The organism is Metabacillus lacus (assembly GCF_009674805.1).
Lineage (GTDB): Bacteria > Bacillota > Bacilli > Bacillales > Bacillaceae > Metabacillus_C > Metabacillus_C lacus.
In genome coordinates, this window is record NZ_WKKI01000028.1 from 1 (window position 1) to 18,620 (window position 18,620).

The 18,620-nt window shown below is 43.5% G+C and carries 18 protein-coding genes; 3 read left to right on the forward strand and 15 right to left on the reverse strand.

All coding sequences use genetic code 11. The annotated features are described in order from the left end of the window. Positions 1-183: hypothetical protein (locus GJU40_RS20840; protein ID WP_212029838.1), on the forward strand; the 183-nt coding region annotated here is incomplete at its 5' end. 116 nt (positions 184-299) lie between these two features. On the opposite strand, the gene GJU40_RS13480 is transcribed toward GJU40_RS20840, so the two are convergent. The 5 genes from GJU40_RS13480 to mce form a co-directional block, all read right to left on the reverse strand. Beyond that, positions 300-758 (reverse strand): chemotaxis protein CheW, encoded by a 459-nt coding sequence (locus tag GJU40_RS13480; protein WP_154308489.1) that lies wholly within the window; start codon positions 756-758, stop codon positions 300-302. Positions 759-954: 196 nt separating this feature from the next. Next, positions 955-2,400 (reverse strand): Na+/H+ antiporter NhaC, encoded by a 1,446-nt coding sequence (gene nhaC / locus GJU40_RS13485; RefSeq protein ID WP_154308491.1) that lies wholly within the window; start codon positions 2,398-2,400, stop codon positions 955-957. 238 nt (positions 2,401-2,638) lie between these two features. Further along, on the reverse strand, positions 2,639-3,757 hold the full coding sequence (locus GJU40_RS13490; RefSeq protein ID WP_154308574.1) for a tripeptidase T: 1,119 nt from the start codon (positions 3,755-3,757) through the stop codon (positions 2,639-2,641). A gap of 20 nt (positions 3,758-3,777) precedes the next feature. Then, positions 3,778-5,325 carry an acyl-CoA carboxylase subunit beta gene (locus GJU40_RS13495; protein WP_343031556.1) on the reverse strand — a complete coding sequence of 516 codons (1,548 nt, stop codon included), beginning with the start codon at positions 5,323-5,325 and terminating at the stop codon, positions 3,778-3,780. Further along, positions 5,321-5,749 carry a methylmalonyl-CoA epimerase gene (gene mce / locus GJU40_RS13500; protein ID WP_154308495.1) on the reverse strand — a complete coding sequence of 143 codons (429 nt, stop codon included), beginning with the start codon at positions 5,747-5,749 and terminating at the stop codon, positions 5,321-5,323. The genes GJU40_RS13495 and mce overlap by 5 nt, the downstream gene beginning before the upstream one ends. 166 nt (positions 5,750-5,915) lie before the next feature. On the opposite strand from mce, the gene prli42 reads away from it, so the two are divergent. Further along, entirely contained in the window at positions 5,916-6,008 is a 93-nt protein-coding gene (gene prli42 / locus GJU40_RS13505; protein WP_154308497.1) for a stressosome-associated protein Prli42, read from the forward strand. A 110-nt stretch (positions 6,009-6,118) separates the two neighbouring features. Here prli42 and GJU40_RS13510 read toward each other — a convergent pair whose 3' ends face one another. From GJU40_RS13510 to GJU40_RS13550, 9 genes are all read right to left on the reverse strand, one after another. Continuing rightward, complete coding sequence (locus tag GJU40_RS13510) at positions 6,119-6,640, reverse strand: L,D-transpeptidase (RefSeq protein ID WP_154308499.1); 522 nt, start codon at positions 6,638-6,640, stop codon at positions 6,119-6,121. Between the two features lie 7 nt (positions 6,641-6,647). Then, the gene (locus tag GJU40_RS13515; protein WP_154308501.1) at positions 6,648-7,643 is read right to left on the reverse strand and encodes an aromatic acid exporter family protein; all 996 of its coding nucleotides are present in this window, start codon (positions 7,641-7,643) and stop codon (positions 6,648-6,650) included. Between the two features lie 80 nt (positions 7,644-7,723). Next, positions 7,724-8,446 (reverse strand): amino acid ABC transporter ATP-binding protein, encoded by a 723-nt coding sequence (locus GJU40_RS13520; RefSeq protein ID WP_343031550.1) that lies wholly within the window; start codon positions 8,444-8,446, stop codon positions 7,724-7,726. After that, the gene (locus tag GJU40_RS13525) at positions 8,439-9,098 is read right to left on the reverse strand and encodes an amino acid ABC transporter permease (protein WP_154308503.1); all 660 of its coding nucleotides are present in this window, start codon (positions 9,096-9,098) and stop codon (positions 8,439-8,441) included. Before GJU40_RS13525 ends, GJU40_RS13520 begins: the two co-directional genes overlap by 8 nt. Before the next feature lie 93 nt (positions 9,099-9,191). Further along, a complete protein-coding gene (locus tag GJU40_RS13530; RefSeq protein WP_154308505.1) occupies positions 9,192-9,971 on the reverse strand; it encodes a transporter substrate-binding domain-containing protein in 780 nt (259 codons plus the stop codon). Between the two features lie 506 nt (positions 9,972-10,477). Then, entirely contained in the window at positions 10,478-10,915 is a 438-nt protein-coding gene (locus GJU40_RS13535) for a BrxA/BrxB family bacilliredoxin (protein ID WP_154308507.1), read from the reverse strand. 62 nt (positions 10,916-10,977) lie between these two features. Next, complete coding sequence (gene meaB / locus GJU40_RS13540; RefSeq protein WP_154308509.1) at positions 10,978-12,003, reverse strand: methylmalonyl Co-A mutase-associated GTPase MeaB; 1,026 nt, start codon at positions 12,001-12,003, stop codon at positions 10,978-10,980. Next, the gene (gene scpA, locus GJU40_RS13545; protein WP_154308511.1) at positions 12,000-14,150 is read right to left on the reverse strand and encodes a methylmalonyl-CoA mutase; all 2,151 of its coding nucleotides are present in this window, start codon (positions 14,148-14,150) and stop codon (positions 12,000-12,002) included. The genes meaB and scpA overlap by 4 nt, the downstream gene beginning before the upstream one ends. Beyond that, positions 14,151-16,016 carry a methylmalonyl-CoA mutase family protein gene (locus tag GJU40_RS13550; protein WP_154308513.1) on the reverse strand — a complete coding sequence of 622 codons (1,866 nt, stop codon included), beginning with the start codon at positions 16,014-16,016 and terminating at the stop codon, positions 14,151-14,153. Between the two features lie 249 nt (positions 16,017-16,265). On the opposite strand from GJU40_RS13550, the gene GJU40_RS13555 reads away from it, so the two are divergent. Beyond that, positions 16,266-17,171 carry a diacylglycerol/lipid kinase family protein gene (locus tag GJU40_RS13555; RefSeq protein WP_154308514.1) on the forward strand — a complete coding sequence of 302 codons (906 nt, stop codon included), beginning with the start codon at positions 16,266-16,268 and terminating at the stop codon, positions 17,169-17,171. Between the two features lie 138 nt (positions 17,172-17,309). Here GJU40_RS13555 and GJU40_RS13560 read toward each other — a convergent pair whose 3' ends face one another. After that, positions 17,310-18,620: a dihydrolipoamide acetyltransferase family protein gene (locus tag GJU40_RS13560; protein WP_154308516.1), complete on the reverse strand. Its 1,311-nt coding sequence runs from the start codon at positions 18,618-18,620 to the stop codon at positions 17,310-17,312.

The window sequence follows — 18,620 nt, forward strand, 5'->3', positions numbered from 1 at the left end:
GACGGAAGGTCGTTCTTTGACCTTTTGGCCAAGACAGCTTATGACCTCGAGGGCCTAGCCGGTGGAGCTGGACAAACAGAAAAGCGGAACCGGCTTGCCAGGCCTGACAAGCATAAGATGGCTTGGACGGAAGGTCGTTCTTTGACCTTTTGGCCAAGACAGCTTATGACCTCGAGGGCCTAGCCGGTGGAGCTGGACAAACCGAAAAGCGGAACCGGCTTGCCAGGCCCGACAAGCTTATGACCTCGAGTGCTGGCGCCTGGAGCCAAGACAAATAAAAAGCTGACAATCAAAGATTGTCAGCTTGGCAGTTTGCCGTTCAGCATCTCGAGACCTCCAAGTGAAACGACAAGTTTTTCCGGATCTATGAGCGTGATTAGTCGAGGCGGCAGGGAGGCGACACCAGAAAAGTACGAACTTGTCTGGAATGTACCAATGGAAATAGTCTTTACCGACTCCTCAGGAATATCCAGTATTTCCTTTGCTTCATCCACAATACAGCCTGCCGGCCCCTCTGAGGTTTGGACAACAATCATTTTTTGCGATGCGTCAAGGCTGGACTCCTTATCATATAATACAAGTCCCATATCAAGTGCAGGCAAAAGCTCTCCTCTTACCTCAACAATTCCTCTGACAAACGCAGGCATGCCCGGCATGATAGAAGGCTCCTTTGTCTTTTCAATAGACAACACGGAATGTACCGGCAAACCGTATTCTTCATTTCCTGTTTGAAAAATTACATATTGATTCACTAACATGCGGTTCCCTGCTTTCCATATAATCTGCTGGTTAAATAGTTCAATTATCCCATATTTTACTACAAAATTGAGTATCCTTAAAGAAGATATTTTACTATGATTTCAAAATAGTTGTAATGAGCCTGGCTATAGCAGCGAAAAAAAGAAAGCCCTCAATCAATTTCAATGGAGGGCTTTGCAATTAGGCCACCTTTTTTCAACCTTCTTTAACTGTCTCAGACTGAGTTTTCCTCAAATGATTTCCGCTGCTTTGGGTACTCTTTGAAGAACTGACTATACCGATCCCAAGCTGTGCAAAAATAATCGCAAGCAGTGGAACTGTATAGTTAAAAATGGCATATGGCGCATATTCGAGCGGATTTACATTCAATGTAGCCAGAATGAAAACCGCACACGTATTCCATGGGACAAAGACGGAAGTGATGGTACCCCCATCTTCCACAGCCCTGGAAAGATTGCGAGCATCCAAGTTTTGCTCCCTGTAGGCATTCGCGTACATTCTGCCAGGAAGTATAACTGACATGTACTGCTCTGCTGCAGCAACGTTAGTGAAAAATGATGACCCTACAGTCGTTGTCACAAGGCTTCTTGGCGTTTTAGCAAACTTTAAGATTTGATCCACAATCGATTTCAGCATGCCGGTCTGTTCTACAACACCGCCAAATGCCATAGCAACCAATACAAGAGAAACTGTATACATCATAGATTCAATGCCCCCGCGGGTGAAAAGATCATCTACCAGTTCATTTCCGGAAGAAAGAGAATATCCTCCAAATAAAGTATTAACAGCACCGCTCATAGAACCGCCTTGAACAAACACATGTGCAAGAAAACCGAGCAGTACTCCCACAGTGAGAGCCGGCAGTGCAGGCACTTTTTTAGCTACCAGCAGAATAACTGCTGCGGGAACAACCAGCAGCCATGGAGTGACAACAAATTCCTGATTAAGGATAGCCAGCATCTCGCTTATGTTCTGGCTGTTTACGTCTCCTTGTCCATAACTTCTTCCAAGAAAGAAGAATACAATCAAAGCGATCACATACCCAGGCACAGTGGTGATCAGCATATGTTTAATATGATCGAACAGTTCAGTACCGGCGATGCCCGCGGCCAGGTTCGTCGTATCAGAGAGAGGAGACAGTTTGTCCCCAAAGTATGCACCTGAAATGATGGCTCCGGCAATAAGCGGCGCCGGAATACCCATACTCATTCCAATTCCCATGCCTGCGACGCCGAGTGTTCCCATTGTTGACCATGAGCTGCCGATAGCTAAAGTAATAACTCCGCAGATAAGTGCAATGGAAACCAGGAAATAGGAAGGTGATAAAATTTGCAAGCCGTAGTAAACCATAGTGGCAACGACTCCCCCTCCAATCCAGGAGCCGATGATGAGGCCAATCATCAGGATAATTAGAATAGCTGGGAGCGCCAGCTTTATTCCCTGATAGACTGCCTCCTCAATTTCTTTCCACTTAATTCCCTTTCTCCAAGCAATAAAGCTGGCTGCAATCGTACCGACAATTAAAGGTACATGAGGATCCGCCTGAAGCTGGACAACAGTAAAAATCATTGCCCCGATCATAATGATAAATGGAATAATAGCTGTTAAAAATGGAAATTTTATTTTTCTGGTCTTCTTCATGTTATTTCCCCCTTCAGAAAACAAAGCTGCGTCATCTTGATATAAAAGATGTAATTGGTAACTACCCTGCTTGCTAACTTCCTTAAACCTTTCCTGAGGGGGAAGAAGAATAGAATCACTGAATCAGTACCGCTGCAATAAACTTTCTTATAGCATCAAATTTGGTACCCCCATATGAATCATCATACTGCCGGGCATGAAAAAAAACCGGCTGCTTCAGCCGGTTTTCTGTTCTGGATTATTTAGAAGCTTCTTCAATAACAGCAATGAGCATCTCAGCTGTTTTCACCAGTTCTTTTATAGGCATTCTTTCGTTAGTGGTGTGAATTTCTTCATATCCTACAGCAAGGTTTACAGTAGGCACACCATTTCCTGCAATGACATTGGCGTCACTTCCGCCTCCGCTTGTAAGCAGCCTGCTTTCTCTTCCAATCTTAGCCGCTGCACGTTTCGCTACTTCCACTACGTGATCGCCGTCAGCGAATTTAAAGCCTGGATACATCACATCGATTTCTACTTCTGCACGTCCACCAAACTGCTGGGCAGCCTGTTCAAAAGCCTGCTTCATTTTGGCAACCTGTGCCTCCATTTTTTCTGGAACAAGTGAACGGGCTTCAGCCAGGATTTCAACATGATCACAAACGATATTTGTTTGAGTTCCGCCTTCAAATCTGCCAATGTTTGCAGTTGTTTCCTCATCAATTCTTCCCAAAGGCATGTTTGAGATAGCTTTTGCCGCAATCGTAATTGCTGAAACCCCTTTTTCCGGTGCAACACCTGCATGAGCCGTTTTTCCGAGGATCGTGGCTTTTACTTTAGCCTGAGTTGGAGCAGCTACAATAATGTCTCCAACCTTTCCATCGCTGTCCAAAGCATACCCGTAGGAAGCTGTCATGAAGGAAGGGTTGAGAGCTTTCGCACCTACAAGGCCTGATTCCTCACCCGCTGTAATCACAAATTCAATTTTTCCGTGTGACATGTTTTGCTCTTTAAGAATCCGGATTGCTTCAAGCATCGCAGCGATTCCGGTCTTGTCGTCCGCTCCCAGTATTGTTGTACCATCTGTAACGACATAGCCGTCTTTTACAGAAGGCTTGACGCCGCGGGCAGGCACCACCGTGTCCATATGTGAAGTAAAGTAAATGGTATCGGCTCCTTCTTTGTTCCCTTCAAGCGTACAAATAAGGTTTCCGGCACCGTGTCCTGTAACGGAAGCAGAATCATCCTCTATCACTGCTAATCCCAGTGCTTCAAACTTCTGCTTCAGCACTTTCGCTATTTCCTCTTCGTAGCGCGTTTCAGAGTCGATTTTCACCAGCTCTAAAAATTCGTTCAGTATTCTTTCCTGATTCACCATGTAAGCTACCTCCAAATGCATCATAATGGAATATTACCGTGTTTTTTCTTCGGCCTGTCTTCCTTTTTGTTTCTCAGCATATCCAAGGCCTGTATCAGCTTTATCCGCGTTTCTCTCGGATCAATTACATCATCCACCATACCCTGGCTCGCTGCCACGTACGGGTTCGCAAATTTTTCCCGGTATTCTTCTATCTTCCTGGCTCTTGTTGCTTCCGGATCTTCACTGGCTGCAATTTCTTTTGCAAAAATAATATTAGCTGCACCCTGCGGACCCATGACGGCAATCTCAGCATTAGGCCATGCAAAAACAAGGTCCGCCCCAATCGATTTGCTGTTCAGTGCCACATATGCACCGCCATATGCTTTCCGGAGAATCACTGTTATTTTTGGCACAGTTGCCTCCGAATAAGCATAAAGAATTTTAGCTCCATGGCGGATAATTCCCCCGTGCTCCTGTTTTACGCCGGGAAAAAAACCTGATACATCTTCAAACGTAATAAGCGGAATCTGAAACGAATCACAAAATCTGATAAATCTTGCTGCTTTGTCAGAAGAATTAATATCAAGCCCTCCAGCCATATATTTTGGCTGATTGCACACCAGGCCTGCCACTTCGCCCTTTATTCTTGCAAAACCTATAACTATGTTTTTGGCAAAGTCCTTTTGCACTTCAAAAAAAGAACCTTCATCTGCTATTTCCTTTACAACAGTTCTGATATCATAAGGCCTGATGGGATCAAAAGGTATGATATCCGTTAGATCCGGCCTGAAATCATCCTGTGCCTCGACAGAAAGTGCAGGTGGCTTTTCCTCATTATTCTGAGGAAGATAGCTGAGCAGCTTTCTTACATCTGCTAGTACCTCTTCCTCTGTTTCTCCGGAAAAGTGTGCATTTCCACTGATCGAATTATGTACGTTCGCACCGCCCAAATCCTCAGAACTGATTTTTTCGCCAGTCACCGTTTCAATCACCTTTGGACCTGTAATAAACATCTGGCTTGTTTTTTCAACCATAAACACAAAATCAGTTATTGCAGGAGAATAAACGGCTCCACCTGCACAAGGCCCTAAAATAACAGATATTTGCGGAATGACGCCCGAGAAGATTGCATTACGGTAAAAGATATGGCCATACCCGTCTAATGATACCACACCCTCTTGAATTCTAGCACCACCCGAGTCATTCAAACCTATAAAAGGGGTGCCGTTCTTAGCAGCTAAATCCATTACGGCAGCAATTTTTCTCGCATGCATTTCTCCCAGCGCCCCTCCAAATACGGTAAAATCCTGAGAAAACAGATAAACAGGATTTCCATTCACTTTGCCGTATCCGGTGACCACTCCATCTCCTGGGCCTTTCTTCCCATCCAGGCCAAAATCATTGCATCTGTGTTCAATAAACGGATTCAATTCTACAAAAGTGCCAGCATCCAGAAGAAGCTCAATTCTCTCCCGTGCGGTCAGCTTTCCTTTTTCATGCTGCTTATCAATTTTATGATCTCCGCCTCCAAGCTCTACATCACGGCGTTTATCGTATAATTCATTTATTTTTTCATATATATCAATTCCCTGCATGAAACGCGCCCCCCTTTTTTTCACAGAGCTCCAGAAGTACGCCGGAAGCTGATTTAGGATGCAGAAAAGCTATAGAAGCTCCTCCTGCTCCCGCTCTAGGTGTTTCATCAATCAGCTGTATTCCCTTTTCCTTCAATTCAGCAAGCCTGGCCTCAATACTTTCAACGCCCAGGGCAAGATGGTGAATTCCTTCCCCTCGCTTTTTTATAAACATACTGACAGGACTTTTCTCGGAAAGCGGCTCCAGTAATTCGATCTTCGTTTCTCCTGCTGCCAGAAAGGCTACTTTCACACCTTGTTCTTCGACAGTTTCCACCCCAATACAGCGCAGCCCCAGAACCTCTTCATAAAAAGGCAGCGCTTTCACTATAGATTTTACAGCTATGCCAATATGATCCACCTTATTAATCTTCAATATTCTTCCCCCTTTGCTGCTTATCGCTGGATGTTTCAACAGAACTATTTCTGCCTTTCCAACATAAATTCCTGCTAATTCTCACTTTTTCGTCAAATTTATTAGCTTGTCCCGGGGCGGAAATCACGGTAAAATGGAGAAAGAAGCTTTATAGGAGTTGATATTCTTGCCTCGTAAAACACAAAAGTTAGTTGTATATTTAATGATTGGCGTTATGCTGCTCACCACACTGCTGGCAGGTATTTCCGTCTGGTTCTGATCAGCAGGCCGGCGGACATTTGCTCATTTTTATATAAAAACAAACAAGGAAAAGATCATGGACATGTCCAATGGTCTTTTCCTTGTTTCTGTGTATCATGCAGTCGGCAGTCATGGTTTATTGACCTTTTTTAAAATGCCCTTTTCCTGTCCCAGCTCTTCAAAAGTCTTTTCCGAAGATAATATCCATATTTTCGCTCCTACCGGCACTTCACTGAAGAGCTCTTCCACTTCCCGGTTATGCAGCCTGATGCAGCCGGCAGTGATATACTTTCCAATCGATGTTTCGTCATTTGTCCCGTGAACGCCGTAGGTTCTTCCGTCTGTCTCCAGAGCATCAAAGCCAATCCATCTGGTTCCCAGCGGATTGGCTGGATCTCCTCCCTCAATGTTCTTTTTTCGGTAATAGGGATTGGCTGCCTTCACAGTAATTGAAAATTCTCCTTCAGGTGTGAGCGTTTCTTCTTTGCCTGTCGAAACGTCATATATTTTCTGAACAGCACCATTCTCTATATACCCAAGCTGATTGCTTTGTTTGTTTACAATTAAATAAGGGTCTCCCAGAGAAGGATTTTCCCCCAATGGCCACAACGGTGAAATCAACATGCATAAACTAATGATAAAGCTGATCATTATAAAATCACCCTTTTTCGTTAGTATGTGCTTGTTGATGAACGCCATTCTTTGTTTTAAAACCCTTAAAGTAACTTTTCAGAACCAAATACTGTTCCATCTCCCTCATAAAATGGAGAAGAGCAGCCCTCGCTTCAAACTCTTCCCTTGTCTCAGGCAAAGCCATATCTTCAAATTCACTTTTCATTTCGGCAAGCCTTCTTAAATAAGTATGAGCTGTGTTGCCAGGGTGGATATGCTGGCGAAGATCCTTGATAAATTCCGCAATCATTGTACCCTGTTCAACGTTGACCGAAATTGAAGTAACAATTGGCAGAACCCGTTCTATGATTTCGAATTGTTTTTCTCTCATTTTAAAATAGTGATAATAGAGATTCTCGTGGCGCAGAAAATGATTCTCAACATCGCGGAACGCCAGGGTTTTTGCTTCATTGATCAGCTGTGCAGTTTCCGTGATTTCTTTACCATCCCAATGGCTTTCATTTGTGAGCAGAAAATGTTCGATTTCCTTAAAGATTGCTGAGAAGTTGTCTTCTATTTTAGTTTGGTATTCCTTCAGTTTTGAATCAACACTCGGCATATACAGGTTTACGAGGAGAGCAACACCAATTCCAACTGTGATCAGCATCAATTCATTTCCTACAAGGCTCCATGTGATGTTTTGAGAAGTGTATAAGTGAAGAATAATAACAGAGCTGGTTACAATACCCTCTGATGCTCTTGCTGCAACAACTGTGGGAATGAAAAATAACAGCATGATACCGATTACAACAGGATGAAAGGCTATATATTCGAAGAAAAGATAAGAAAATGCAATTGCAACCGAGCAGGCAAGAAATCTAGCCCAGGAACTCTGCAGCGATTTTTTCTTCGTAACCTGTATGCACAGAATCGTCAGAATGCCTGCTGATGCAAAATTCTCCAGCTGCAGAAGCTGTGCAATAATAATGGCAATTGTCGTGCCAACTGCTGTCTTAATGGTACGGTATCCTATTTTAAACATAGAAGAATCTCTCCAGACTGTGATGAGTGCATAATAGAAAAAAGATGATCATCATGATCATCTTGCTTCTTCTTTCTATATTATAACATTTTCTCCAAAAAATCTTGCGCACGCTTTGTCTCTGGATTGGCGAAAAACTCTGACGGAGGAGAGTCTTCTACAAGCTGACCATCATCAAGAAACAAAACTCTGTCAGCCACTTCTCTCGCAAATCCCATCTCATGCGTTACAATTGCCATAGTCATACCAGTCTGAGTCAGACTTTTCATTACCTCAAGCACTTCTTTCACCATTTCAGGATCAAGAGCTGAAGTGGGCTCATCGAACAACATGACTTTCGGGTTCATTGCCAGAGCACGGGCAATCGCAACACGCTGCTTTTGGCCTCCGGAAAGCCGGTTGGGATAATCTTTGGCCTTCTCCTTTAAGCCCACTTTTGCAAGAAGGTCATAACCAGCCTGCTCTGCTTCACTTTTCGTTTTTCCCAGCACTGTCATTGGAGCATACGTCAGATTTTCCAGCACAGATAGATGGGGAAACAGATGAAAATGCTGAAATACCATCCCAACATGCTGGCGGACTTTGACAATGTCCGTTTTTGGATTGGTGAGCTCCTGTCCATCAATCCAGACGGATCCGCTTGAAGGAGTTTCAAGCATATTCAAACACCTGAGAAAAGTTGATTTACCTGAGCCTGAAGGTCCGATAACGGCAACCACTTCGCTTTCTTTTATACCTGTTGAGATCCCCTTCAGAACTTCAAGCTTTCCAAATGATTTATAAATGTTTTCAGCTTTAATCACTACGTCTCATTCTCCCTTCTACCCATTTGCCAAGGAGCGTTAGTATCATAACCAGTGAGTAATAAATCAAGCCTGCAAAGAGCAGCGGTTCAAAATAACGATAATAATCTGCGCCAACCTGATAGGAGCGGCGCATAACATCTCCGACTCCAATCACTGTCACGATAGCTGATTCTTTAGTAAGGGTAATAAATTCATTCATCAATGCAGGAAGAATATTTTTAAAAGCCTGCGGAAGAATGATATCCTTCATCATCTTGCTGTACGGTACCCCCAGGGCAATGGCCGCTTCCCGCTGTCCTTTATCAATAGCATTAATTCCTGCCCTGATTACTTCTGATATGTAGGCACCTGAATTTAGTGAGAATGCTGCTACAGCTGCAACATAAGGTGAAATATTTGTACCCAGAATTTGAGGAAGTCCGAAATAGATAATCAATAATTGCAGAACAAGCGGAGTCCCCCGGAATACAGAAGTATAGGCATCCCCAATCCAGTTAAGGGGTTTGATTCTGCTGATTTTAAAAAGAGCCAGCACGATTCCCCAGGCAAAACCCAGCAAAGCTGACAGGCCGACAATCTGAAGGGTCACGAAAATCCCCTTCAAAATATACGGCATTGAAGGAACAATAACAGAAAAATCGAGGTTCATAGTTTCACTCCCTAATCTTTTTCACAATTCAACTGAATCCCTTGAAAAGAAAAAACGTTCAACATTCAGATGTTGAACGTATCCAAAGGCTTTTTACTCACCGCCAAACCATTTCACAATAAGTGCTTCCAGCTCTCCGTTTTCTTTCATTTCATTAAGAGCTTTATTGAATTGCTCTGTATACTCGCTGCCTTTAGGAAAGGCAATAGCAGATCCTGCTTCACCTTCTTCGCCATCTGCAAGAGTGAAGCCCGTAAGATCTTTGTCTTTTTCAAAGTAGCCTTTTGCCACTGTGTCTTCAATGATTGCTGCATCAAAGCGGTTTGCTTTCATTTCCTGCACCAAATCAGGAATACGATTTCTGTTCTCAATTTTTACATCAACGTTCTCGGCGATTTTTTCAGCTTCTTCTTCTTGAATAGAACCAAGCTGTACACCGAGTGTTTTTCCTTCCAAATCTTCAATCTTAGAGATGCTGCTTCCTTCCAGCGATACAATCATATGTTTTGCAGTATAGTAAATATCTGTAAAGTCCACACTCTTTTTTCGGTCTTCTGTTGGAGTCATACCTGCCAGAACCAGATCAACCTGGTTCGATTGAAGAGCCGGAATCAGACTGTTAAAGTCAATATCCTGAACTTCAATTGTATAGCCAGCCTTTTCTGCAAGCGCTTTTGCAAGATCTACATCAAATCCGATGATCTCATCGCTGCCATTAGCAGTATCAATAAATTCAAATGGAGGATAATCTGCAGATGTAGCCATTTTTAATACTTTTTTCTCTGATGTACCCGTTCCAGTTGTAGAACCGCCGCAAGCTGCCAGGACTATAGACAAAACTAGCAGCAGGGACAAAAACAAGCCTTTTTTCATAGTAATTTCCCCCTGATTCCAAAGTTTGATAATTCTAAATTTAATAACATTATCGCCTAAGTATGAATATTATTCAAGAAGCTTTTGTAGAATATTTATTCAACAAGATGTATCTTAACACAAAATAACCATTCTGCAATCATTTTTTTCTTTTTTATTCTAAGTTTATAAGGGAATTACCCTGCTTTTTTATGCTGATCGAATATTGAAAACTTTATATTAGATACATAGATAATATTTTCCAAATGGGTGCTTGGTCAGCATGATGCATTGATAAACAAGCTGAAAACGATAGGGGGTGGAGGTAGTCTGCTTTGGTAAGAACGAGACCTTTTCAGTGTCATCCTAAATAAAAATACAGTTCCTGTGAATTATTATTTTGTTTTTACGAGAGAGATTAGTACTAACTTTCATAGAGTAAGCAATCGGAAACTGCTTACAAAAAAACCCGCCAAACGGCGGGTAATTTCTAAGTTTCCTGATTTCAGAAAGTCATGAAAGAAGGTTTATACTTCTTCACAGTATGCATCAAATTTAGATTGAAGATTTGCAACGACAGACATCGGATCGTGTCCTTCTATCTCATGCCTTTCAACCATTTCCAGAATTTTTCCGTCCTTTAAAAGTGCAAAAGACGGTGAAGATGGCGGGTAGCCTTCGAAGAATTCTCTGGCACGGCTTGTTGCTTCTTTATCTTGTCCTGCAAAAACGGTTACTAAATTGTCGGGACGCTTGTCATAATGAAGAGAGTGTGCTGCTGCCGGCCGGGCAATTCCTCCTGCACAGCCGCATACAGAATTCACCATAATAAGTGTTGTGCCCTTTTTGTTCAGCGCCTCGTCTACTTCTTCCGGTGTTTTTAATTCGGTATATCCTGCGGCTGTGATTTCTTTGCGAGCCTGCTGAACCACATCGTTCATAAATAAATTAAAATCCATGTTCATGCTTGTTATCTCTCCTTTGCTGGCTATAACTGTATCTTACCAATTTCTTTGGATTTCTACAATCAGAGCTGCTTGCGCTTGGAAAAAAACAAATTCATCAGCTCTCTTACACTAAGCGAAACCGATTGATCACCTGACAGCACCTTTTGTTCATAGCGAGGAAGCAGCTTGGAAATATGTTCATCCTTCATAAACATATAGTGCAGCTGCTCTTTAATCATTTCATGCAGCCATTCTTTCTGTTGTGAGGTTCTCCTCTCTTGCAAAATGCCGCTGTTTTCAGTTTCTTCAATAAAATCCTGTACGGATTGCGCTATTTCTTTTATCCCTTTTTCATAGAGGGCGGAAGCAGGAACCGCCGTTGTTTCCCACCCTGCTGTATAGGGTTTCAGGAAATGAAGAATAGATTGATATTCATGTATCGCAGCTTTTGCTCTTTCTAGATTATTTCCATCCGCCTTATTCACTACAACAAGATCTGGCAGCTCCATAATGCCCTTTTTCATCGTTTGAAGCTCATCTCCGGCACCAGTTAAGACAAGAAGCATGAAAAAATCAACCATTTCTCTGACTACAAACTCACCTTGCCCCACCCCAACTGTTTCAACAAGTATCCAGTCAAAGCCAGCAGCTTCGCACAAAATAATCGTTTCCCGTGTTTTCCGGGCCACCCCGCCCAGCGTTCCCGAAGCAGGTGAAGGCCTGATAAAAGCGTGCGGATTTTTAGAGAGGCGCTCCATCCTGGTTTTATCTCCAAGAATACTCCCGCCTGTCACCTTGCTGCTGGGATCAACAGCAAGAACAGCCACCCTCCTGCCCTCATTGCATAAGTAAGTGCCGAAAGAATCTATAAAAGTGCTTTTTCCGGCGCCTGGAACACCAGTAATCCCGATTCTGACAGAAGATCCAGAGTGGGGAAGAAGTTTTGTAAGGATATGCTGGGCAGTCTCAAAATGGTGCTCTGCATTGCTTTCCACCAGAGTAATCGCTTGTGCCAATGCCGCTCTCTCACCAGCGAGAATTTCTTCCACCAGCTTCTCTGCCGATTTTTTAAAGCTGCCGGCAGAACCTTTTCTTTTTCGTTTCATTCAGCATCGTCCTCATAACCCAGGTTCTCAAATACCTTTTCCAACACCTGAAGAGCAGCTGCGGGAATAACTGTTCCAGGGCCGAAAATGGCTGCTGCGCCCTTGCTTTTGAGATATTCATAATCTTGAAACGGTATGACTCCTCCAATAATGACAAGGATGTCATCCCGCCCCTGCTGCTTCAGTTCTTCCACAAGCTTCGGAAGCAGTGTCCGGTGCCCTGCTGCAAGCGAACTGATTCCAACCACATGAACATCATTTTCAATAGCCTGCAGGGCCGTCTCCAGCGGGGTTTGAAAAAGCGGACCCACATCAACATCAAATCCAAGATCCGCGAATGCAGTTGCAATGACTTTCGCTCCCCTGTCATGTCCGTCCTGCCCCATCTTGGCTATTAGAATTCTCGGCCGTCTTCCTTCCAGCTCATAAAAGTGATCTGTCACCTCTCTGACCTGCTGTATTTCTTCTTCTTTTGTATATTCCGCACTGTATACGCCGCTGATTGATCTGATGACAGCCTGATGCCTTTTGGACGCCTTCTCAACTGCATCAGATATTTCTCCGAGCGTCGCCCTGTTCCTCGCAGCTTCAATTGAAAGTGCAAGAAGGTTTCCTTTTCCTGAATGAGCTGCAAGGGTAATGGCAGCAAGGCTTGTTGCAACTGCATGTTCATCTCGGTTACTTCGCAGGGACGCAAGCCTGGAAATTTGCTTCTGCCTTACTTCGGAGTTGTCAATCGCAAGGATGTCCAGCGGCTCTTCCTCCTGCAGGCGGAATTTATTTACGCCAATGATTACTTCTTTTCCAGAGTCAATTCGCGCCTGCCTTCTTGCAGCTGCTTCTTCTATTTTCATTTTAGGCAGGCCGGTTTCAATGGCCTTAGCCATACCGCCCAGCTCCTCAATTTCGTCAATATGCTTCCATGCTTTTTCCATCAGCTGCTGGGTCAGGCTTTCAACGTAATAGGAACCTCCCCAAGGGTCAATTACATCACAAATTCCTGTTTCAGCCTGCAGATAAAGCTGGGTATTGCGTGCAATTCTTGCCGAAAAATCAGTCGGAAGCGCTATAGCCTCGTCAAGAGCATTCGTATGCAGCGACTGAGTGTGGCCCATTGCAGCTGCATGCGCCTCCATACATGTTCTGACAACATTGTTGAATGGATCCTGCTCAGTCAAGCTCCAGCCGGAAGTTTGCGAATGTGTTCTCAACGCCAGTGATTTGGGGTTTTTCGGTGAAAATCTGCCTACAATCTCTGACCACATCATTCTTGCAGCCCTCATCTTTGCCACTTCCATAAAATAGTTCATACCGATTGCCCAAAAAAACGACAGCCGCGGTGCAAATGCATCGATGTCCATGCCTGCGGCCAGGCCGGTCCTGATATACTCAAGTCCATCCGCCAGTGTATAAGCAAGCTCTATATCAGCCGGTGCACCCGCTTCCTGCATATGATAGCCCGAGATGCTGATACTGTTGAATTTCGGCATATTTGCAGAAGTGTACTCAAAAATATCTCCAATAATTTTCATAGAGGTTTCCGGAGGATAGATATATGTATTGCGCACCATATATTCTTTTAAAATATCATTTTGAATGGTGCCGGAGAGTTTATCCTGCGAAACACCCTGCTCTTCTGCGGTTACAATATAAAAGGCCAGAACGGGCAGCACAGCGCCATTCATCGTCATTGAAACAGACATTTTATCAAGAGGAATACCGTCAAACAGAATTTTCATATCGAGAATGGAATCAATGGCTACTCCAGCTTTGCCAACATCCCCTTCCACCCGCGGATGATCAGAATCATATCCCCTGTGTGTAGCTAAATCAAAGGCTACTGATAATCCTTTTTGCCCCATCTCAAGATTTCTCCTGTAAAACGCATTGCTCTCTTCAGCAGTGGAAAATCCCGCGTACTGCCTGATGGTCCAAGGTCTGTTCACATACATAGTGGAATAAGGTCCCCTGACATACGGAGCAAGCCCGGGAAAGGTGTGCAAATGTTCCGCACCCCTCAAATCACTTTCTGAATAATAGCTCTTCAGTGATATCAATTCATTGGTTTCAAAGCCCTGTAAATCACTTTGGTTTTCCTTTATAGCTAATTTCTTCAGGGAAATACGCGATAAATCTGCTCTTTTCATCTAGTTCAACTCCTTCCAGTCTTGCAGAATGCCATCAAGAAAAGAGAATATATCCATCCCTGCATAAATCTCTCCGGAAATACCCAAGGTTTTTAGCAGCTCATCAGACTGTTTTCCAGCAATCAGAATTTTTTCTGCCCCTTCAGAGTCTCTTAAACGTTTAACAGCATCCACTGAGAGAGATTGATAGGCACTGTCATTTCCACAAATGACGGCAATATTGTGAAGTGATTGATGTTCTTCATGAAAATCAGCTCTTTCCGTCACAATTCCTCCAGCTGCAAACAGTCCTGATAGATAATCAAGTCTCGGCTTATACTCTTTTAAACTGCCGATAGTTAAAACGGATAGTGCTGGAGCAGCACCTTGTTTCTGAGAAATTTGTTCTGCTCTTTGACGAATATCTTCAAATTGCCCGGCAAGCCTTCTTTTTGCAGAATCAGCTTTTCCCTCTTCTCTATTGACAGTAAGTTTTTCGCCCTTTTTCGCCTTATGATATGCTTCAGAAAAATCAAAAGCCGGCGAAAAACCAGGAGCGGCCGTAGCTTCTTTAAAAGCACGGGGCTGCTCTTTCAAATTGCTGTATATGTTTACTCCGATAATTTCTCGCTTTCTCGTGTTCACATCTTTCAGTCTTTCAGCAAAAGAACTTGCCAATTCCTCATGTATGCCGCCCTCATTTAAGACAGCTGTAAAGCCCCCGCTTTCTTCCAGCTGACAGATGGCTTTCCAAGCTTCATCAGCAAGTTCGCGCGTTATTGCTTCCACATACCATGAACCTGCAGCGGGATCAGATACTCTTGCCAGCAGATTTTCTTCCTGCAAAAGATAATGTGTATTTCTGGCAATCCGTTCTCCTCTGGCGCCAGTCTGCAAGATTTCTTTGTCGTAAGGAAGGATTGTGAGGCTGTCTACACCTGCTGCAGCTGCCGAGAATGCCTGAGTTGTCGATCTGAGCATATTCATTTCAAGATCATATTTTGTGAGATAAAAGTCAGATGTATTTGCGTGAAGATATAATGGGCACGTTTCGGGATTTTGCTCAAAAGCTTCACAAATACCAGCCCAAATTTCTTTGGCAGCTCTGAGCTTTGCCAGTTCAATAAAAAAGTGAGTACCTGTTGAATAACTAAAGGCAAACTGGTGGAATGTCCGTTCTGACAACTGATGGTTCTCACGAAGGGTATTCAGTAAGTCCACAGCAGCTCCAAAGGTATAAGCCAATTCTTGAACAGCATTAGCACCCATTTCATGGTAGCTGTCCCCTTTCATAAAAAAGGGACGGATTTTAATATCTTTCTCTGCTAAATGCAGGGAAAAGTCAGTCAGCAGTTTGATATTTTCGGAAAGTGCCTCTATTTCCTCCTGATTGTGAAGCAGGCTTTCAAAAGGATCAAATCCGATAACTCCTCCTGCTTCCATGGTGTGCTGCCCGCTTACATATGCGCTGAAAACAGGCAGGAACTCTTTAAACCTTCCTGCATCAATGGTGAAATGATTTACTGAAAGATCCTTTAGTAAATATGTAATTGCGTCTACACTGTTTAAAAAATTCAAACTGCCGATAGAGAGAGATGTCTGCCCTCTTTCATAAGCTGCTTGAAGCTTGCTGCGCAGATCGGTAAGATTTGCTGCTGTCAGCTTCTGTGCTATGTGCCAGACATTTTCGGGTTTACCAGGCAGCTCCCATTTGTCATTCAGCTGCTTTGAGTTGTTTTGAGTGTACAAAGGCTGTAATGTTATACCCTCATATGTAGAGGTAACCAAAGAGTCAGCACTTTTCCCTTTCAGCGTTTTCTCTACTTCAGTACGCCATGCTTCCTCTGTTGGTGCTTGTCTATTGTGGTTTTTCTCATGTTTATTCATCTCCTGCTCCCTGAAGGAAGCTCACCCCCGTTATAAAAGAATGCGCTTACATATATGAATGAAATTGTCGTAATCTTTCTTTATTTTATAATAATTTTATTTATCGGGCAATGAAGGTTTCAGATGTCACGTGCAGCACTGTTGATAAGTTCCTCTGTCAGGATCGCCGGATGTTAGTTTTATAAGCAGAAGCAGGGGGAATAATGGAAATAACATACCTTCTATTTATCGAATAAAGGGGAGAGGCTGTTGAAAAAATTTAGTAAAGCCTTGTTAATATATAACGGAAATGCCGGGCAAAAGGACTTGAAAAAAACGCTTAGCATCTGCGTCTCGGTTCTTGCTCCCCACCTGCCAGACTTGCGTATCCTTCAAACAGAAGGACCGGGAGATGCGAAAGAATACTGCAGACAATACGGAGAAACTGTCGATGTTCTCTTCATACTGGGAGGAGACGGTACCGTTCATGAATGTATAAATGGTCTTGCTTCTTTGCAAAAACGTCCGGTAATTGGTTTGCTGCCCGGCGGAACATGCAATGATTTTTCCCGAACCTTACACATTCCCCAGGTATTGGCCAATGCAGCGGAGGCAGTCATTCATGGAGAAATAAAAGAAATAGATGCAGCACAGACAGGTGAAGATTACTTTCTGAATTTCTGGGGAATCGGCTTAATTGCTGAAACAGCAGAAAATATTAAGGATCATGAAAAAGCGATGCTGGGAAGGGTCAGCTACTTCCTGAGCGCAATCAGGACAATGAGAGAAATGGATCCATTCAGTTATCATATTAAAACAGAAAATGAAACAATTGAAGGACAAGCAGTGATGGTACTTATTTTAAACGGACGCTTTATCGGAACTCAGGAATGGCTTCCTGCGTCGATACAGGCAGATGACGGGCTTTTGGATATTTTTATCATCAAAAATACAAATCTGGCGATGCTGAGAGAATTTTTCTCATTGAACACTCAGGAAACGATTGATAATGACCTGTTATCTGAGGTACAGCATCATCAGGCACAATCAATTTCCCTGGTAACTGATGAGAAAATGAATGCAGATATGGATGGTGAGGTATATGCTTCTTCACCTGCTGAAATAGCCGTCCTGCCAAATCACTTCCGTTTTCTTGTGCCAGCGGAGACACCCTGATTACCATGGGGATCATTTGTCATTGCAGCAGCAGGCAGACTGACTGCATGTTTACAAAGAAAGGAGCGGCTGAATGTTCAGCCGCTCCTTCTATATGAATTGGTATCGCTGCAGCCACGTTTCTTCGGAGCGAAATTCTTAATAGACGGAAGTGTTTTCTTTAGAGATATTCTCAAGAATTTCTTTCACTCTTGCCAGGAAACGCCCGCACACAAGACCGTCCAGCACTCTGTGGTCAAGGGACAAGCAAAGATTCACCATATCTCTGACTGCAATCATGCCATGATCCATCACGACCGGACGCTTCACGATAGACTCCACCTGAAGAATGGCAGCCTGCGGATAATTGATGATTCCCATAGATTGTACTGACCCAAAAGATCCTGTGTTGTTAACGGTGAATGTACCGCCTTTCATTTCCTCTGCAGTTAATTTCCCCCCGCGGACTTTTCCTGCCAGTTCTGTAATTTCACGGCCGATTCCTTTGATTGTTTTTTCATCAGCCTGCTTGATAACAGGCACAAACAAGGCATCTTCCGTAGCAACAGCGATGGAAATATTAATGTCTTTTTTCTGAACAATCTTATCTCCTGCCCACATAGCGTTCATCTGCGGAAACTCTTTTAATGCCTGTGAAACAGCCTTCACAAAGAACGCAAAATAAGTAAGGTTAAAACCCTCTTTTTGTTTGAATTCATTTTTTAAGGAGTCACGATAGTTCACTAGATTTGTTACATCTACTTCAACCATTGTCCATGCATGCGGTGCTTCGTGCTTGCTGCGCAGCATATTCGCCGCAATGGCCTTGCGCACTCCTGTGACAGGGATTTCAATATCACCAGGCATGACCGGCACTTCAGCAGGTTGAGTAGCTGCAGGCTGAGATACTGGTTCCGGCTTTGCAGCTTGAACGGAACTTTCCTGCGCTGGTGGAGCAGCTTTTTCTTTCGCAGGAGCAGAGGTAGATGTCGGAACATGACCGCTTTCAAGAAGCTTCAATAAATCTTTTCTGGTAATTCTTCCGCCTGCTCCTGTACCGCTTACCTGTTCCAAATCTATGTCATTTTCCTGAGCAATTCTTAAAACAGCAGGAGAGTAACGTTTCTTGTTTTCTCCTTTGCCTCCTGTTTGCTCAGCAGACGGAACATTTTTAACATTTTTAGCGCTTTCTGCAGTTTCAGCCGGAGCTTTTGCAGATGGTCCGCCCTCTTCTGTTTCTACTTTGCAGATGATCTCTCCCACTGCAAGTGTATCTCCCTCAGATGCAGTCAGCTCGGTCATAACCCCTGTAAAAGAGGAAGGTACCTCTGCGTTTACTTTATCTGTCATGACTTCTGCGATTGGATCATATTTATTTACTTTATCACCAACAGAAACCAGCCATTTACTGATTGTACCTTCCGTGACGCTTTCCCCAAGCTGAGGCATGGTCATTTGTTCAATTGCCAT

Coding starts and splice junctions, on each gene's coding strand:
- GJU40_RS13480 (WP_154308489.1), bottom strand. CDS start 758: ATGTTAGTGAATCAATATGTAATTTTTCAAACAGGAAATGAAGAATAC.
- nhaC (WP_154308491.1), bottom strand. CDS start 2,400: ATGAAGAAGACCAGAAAAATAAAATTTCCATTTTTAACAGCTATTATT.
- GJU40_RS13490 (WP_154308574.1), bottom strand. CDS start 3,757: ATGGTGAATCAGGAAAGAATACTGAACGAATTTTTAGAGCTGGTGAAA.
- GJU40_RS13510 (WP_154308499.1), bottom strand. CDS start 6,640: ATGATCAGCTTTATCATTAGTTTATGCATGTTGATTTCACCGTTGTGG.
- GJU40_RS13515 (WP_154308501.1), bottom strand. CDS start 7,643: ATGTTTAAAATAGGATACCGTACCATTAAGACAGCAGTTGGCACGACA.
- GJU40_RS13525 (WP_154308503.1), bottom strand. CDS start 9,098: ATGAACCTCGATTTTTCTGTTATTGTTCCTTCAATGCCGTATATTTTG.
- GJU40_RS13530 (WP_154308505.1), bottom strand. CDS start 9,971: ATGAAAAAAGGCTTGTTTTTGTCCCTGCTGCTAGTTTTGTCTATAGTC.
- GJU40_RS13535 (WP_154308507.1), bottom strand. CDS start 10,915: ATGAACATGGATTTTAATTTATTTATGAACGATGTGGTTCAGCAGGCT.
- meaB (WP_154308509.1), bottom strand. CDS start 12,003: ATGAAACGAAAAAGAAAAGGTTCTGCCGGCAGCTTTAAAAAATCGGCA.
- scpA (WP_154308511.1), bottom strand. CDS start 14,150: ATGAAAAGAGCAGATTTATCGCGTATTTCCCTGAAGAAATTAGCTATA.
- GJU40_RS13550 (WP_154308513.1), bottom strand. CDS start 16,016: ATGAATAAACATGAGAAAAACCACAATAGACAAGCACCAACAGAGGAA.
- GJU40_RS13560 (WP_154308516.1), bottom strand. CDS start 18,620: ATGGCAATTGAACAAATGACCATGCCTCAGCTTGGGGAAAGCGTCACG.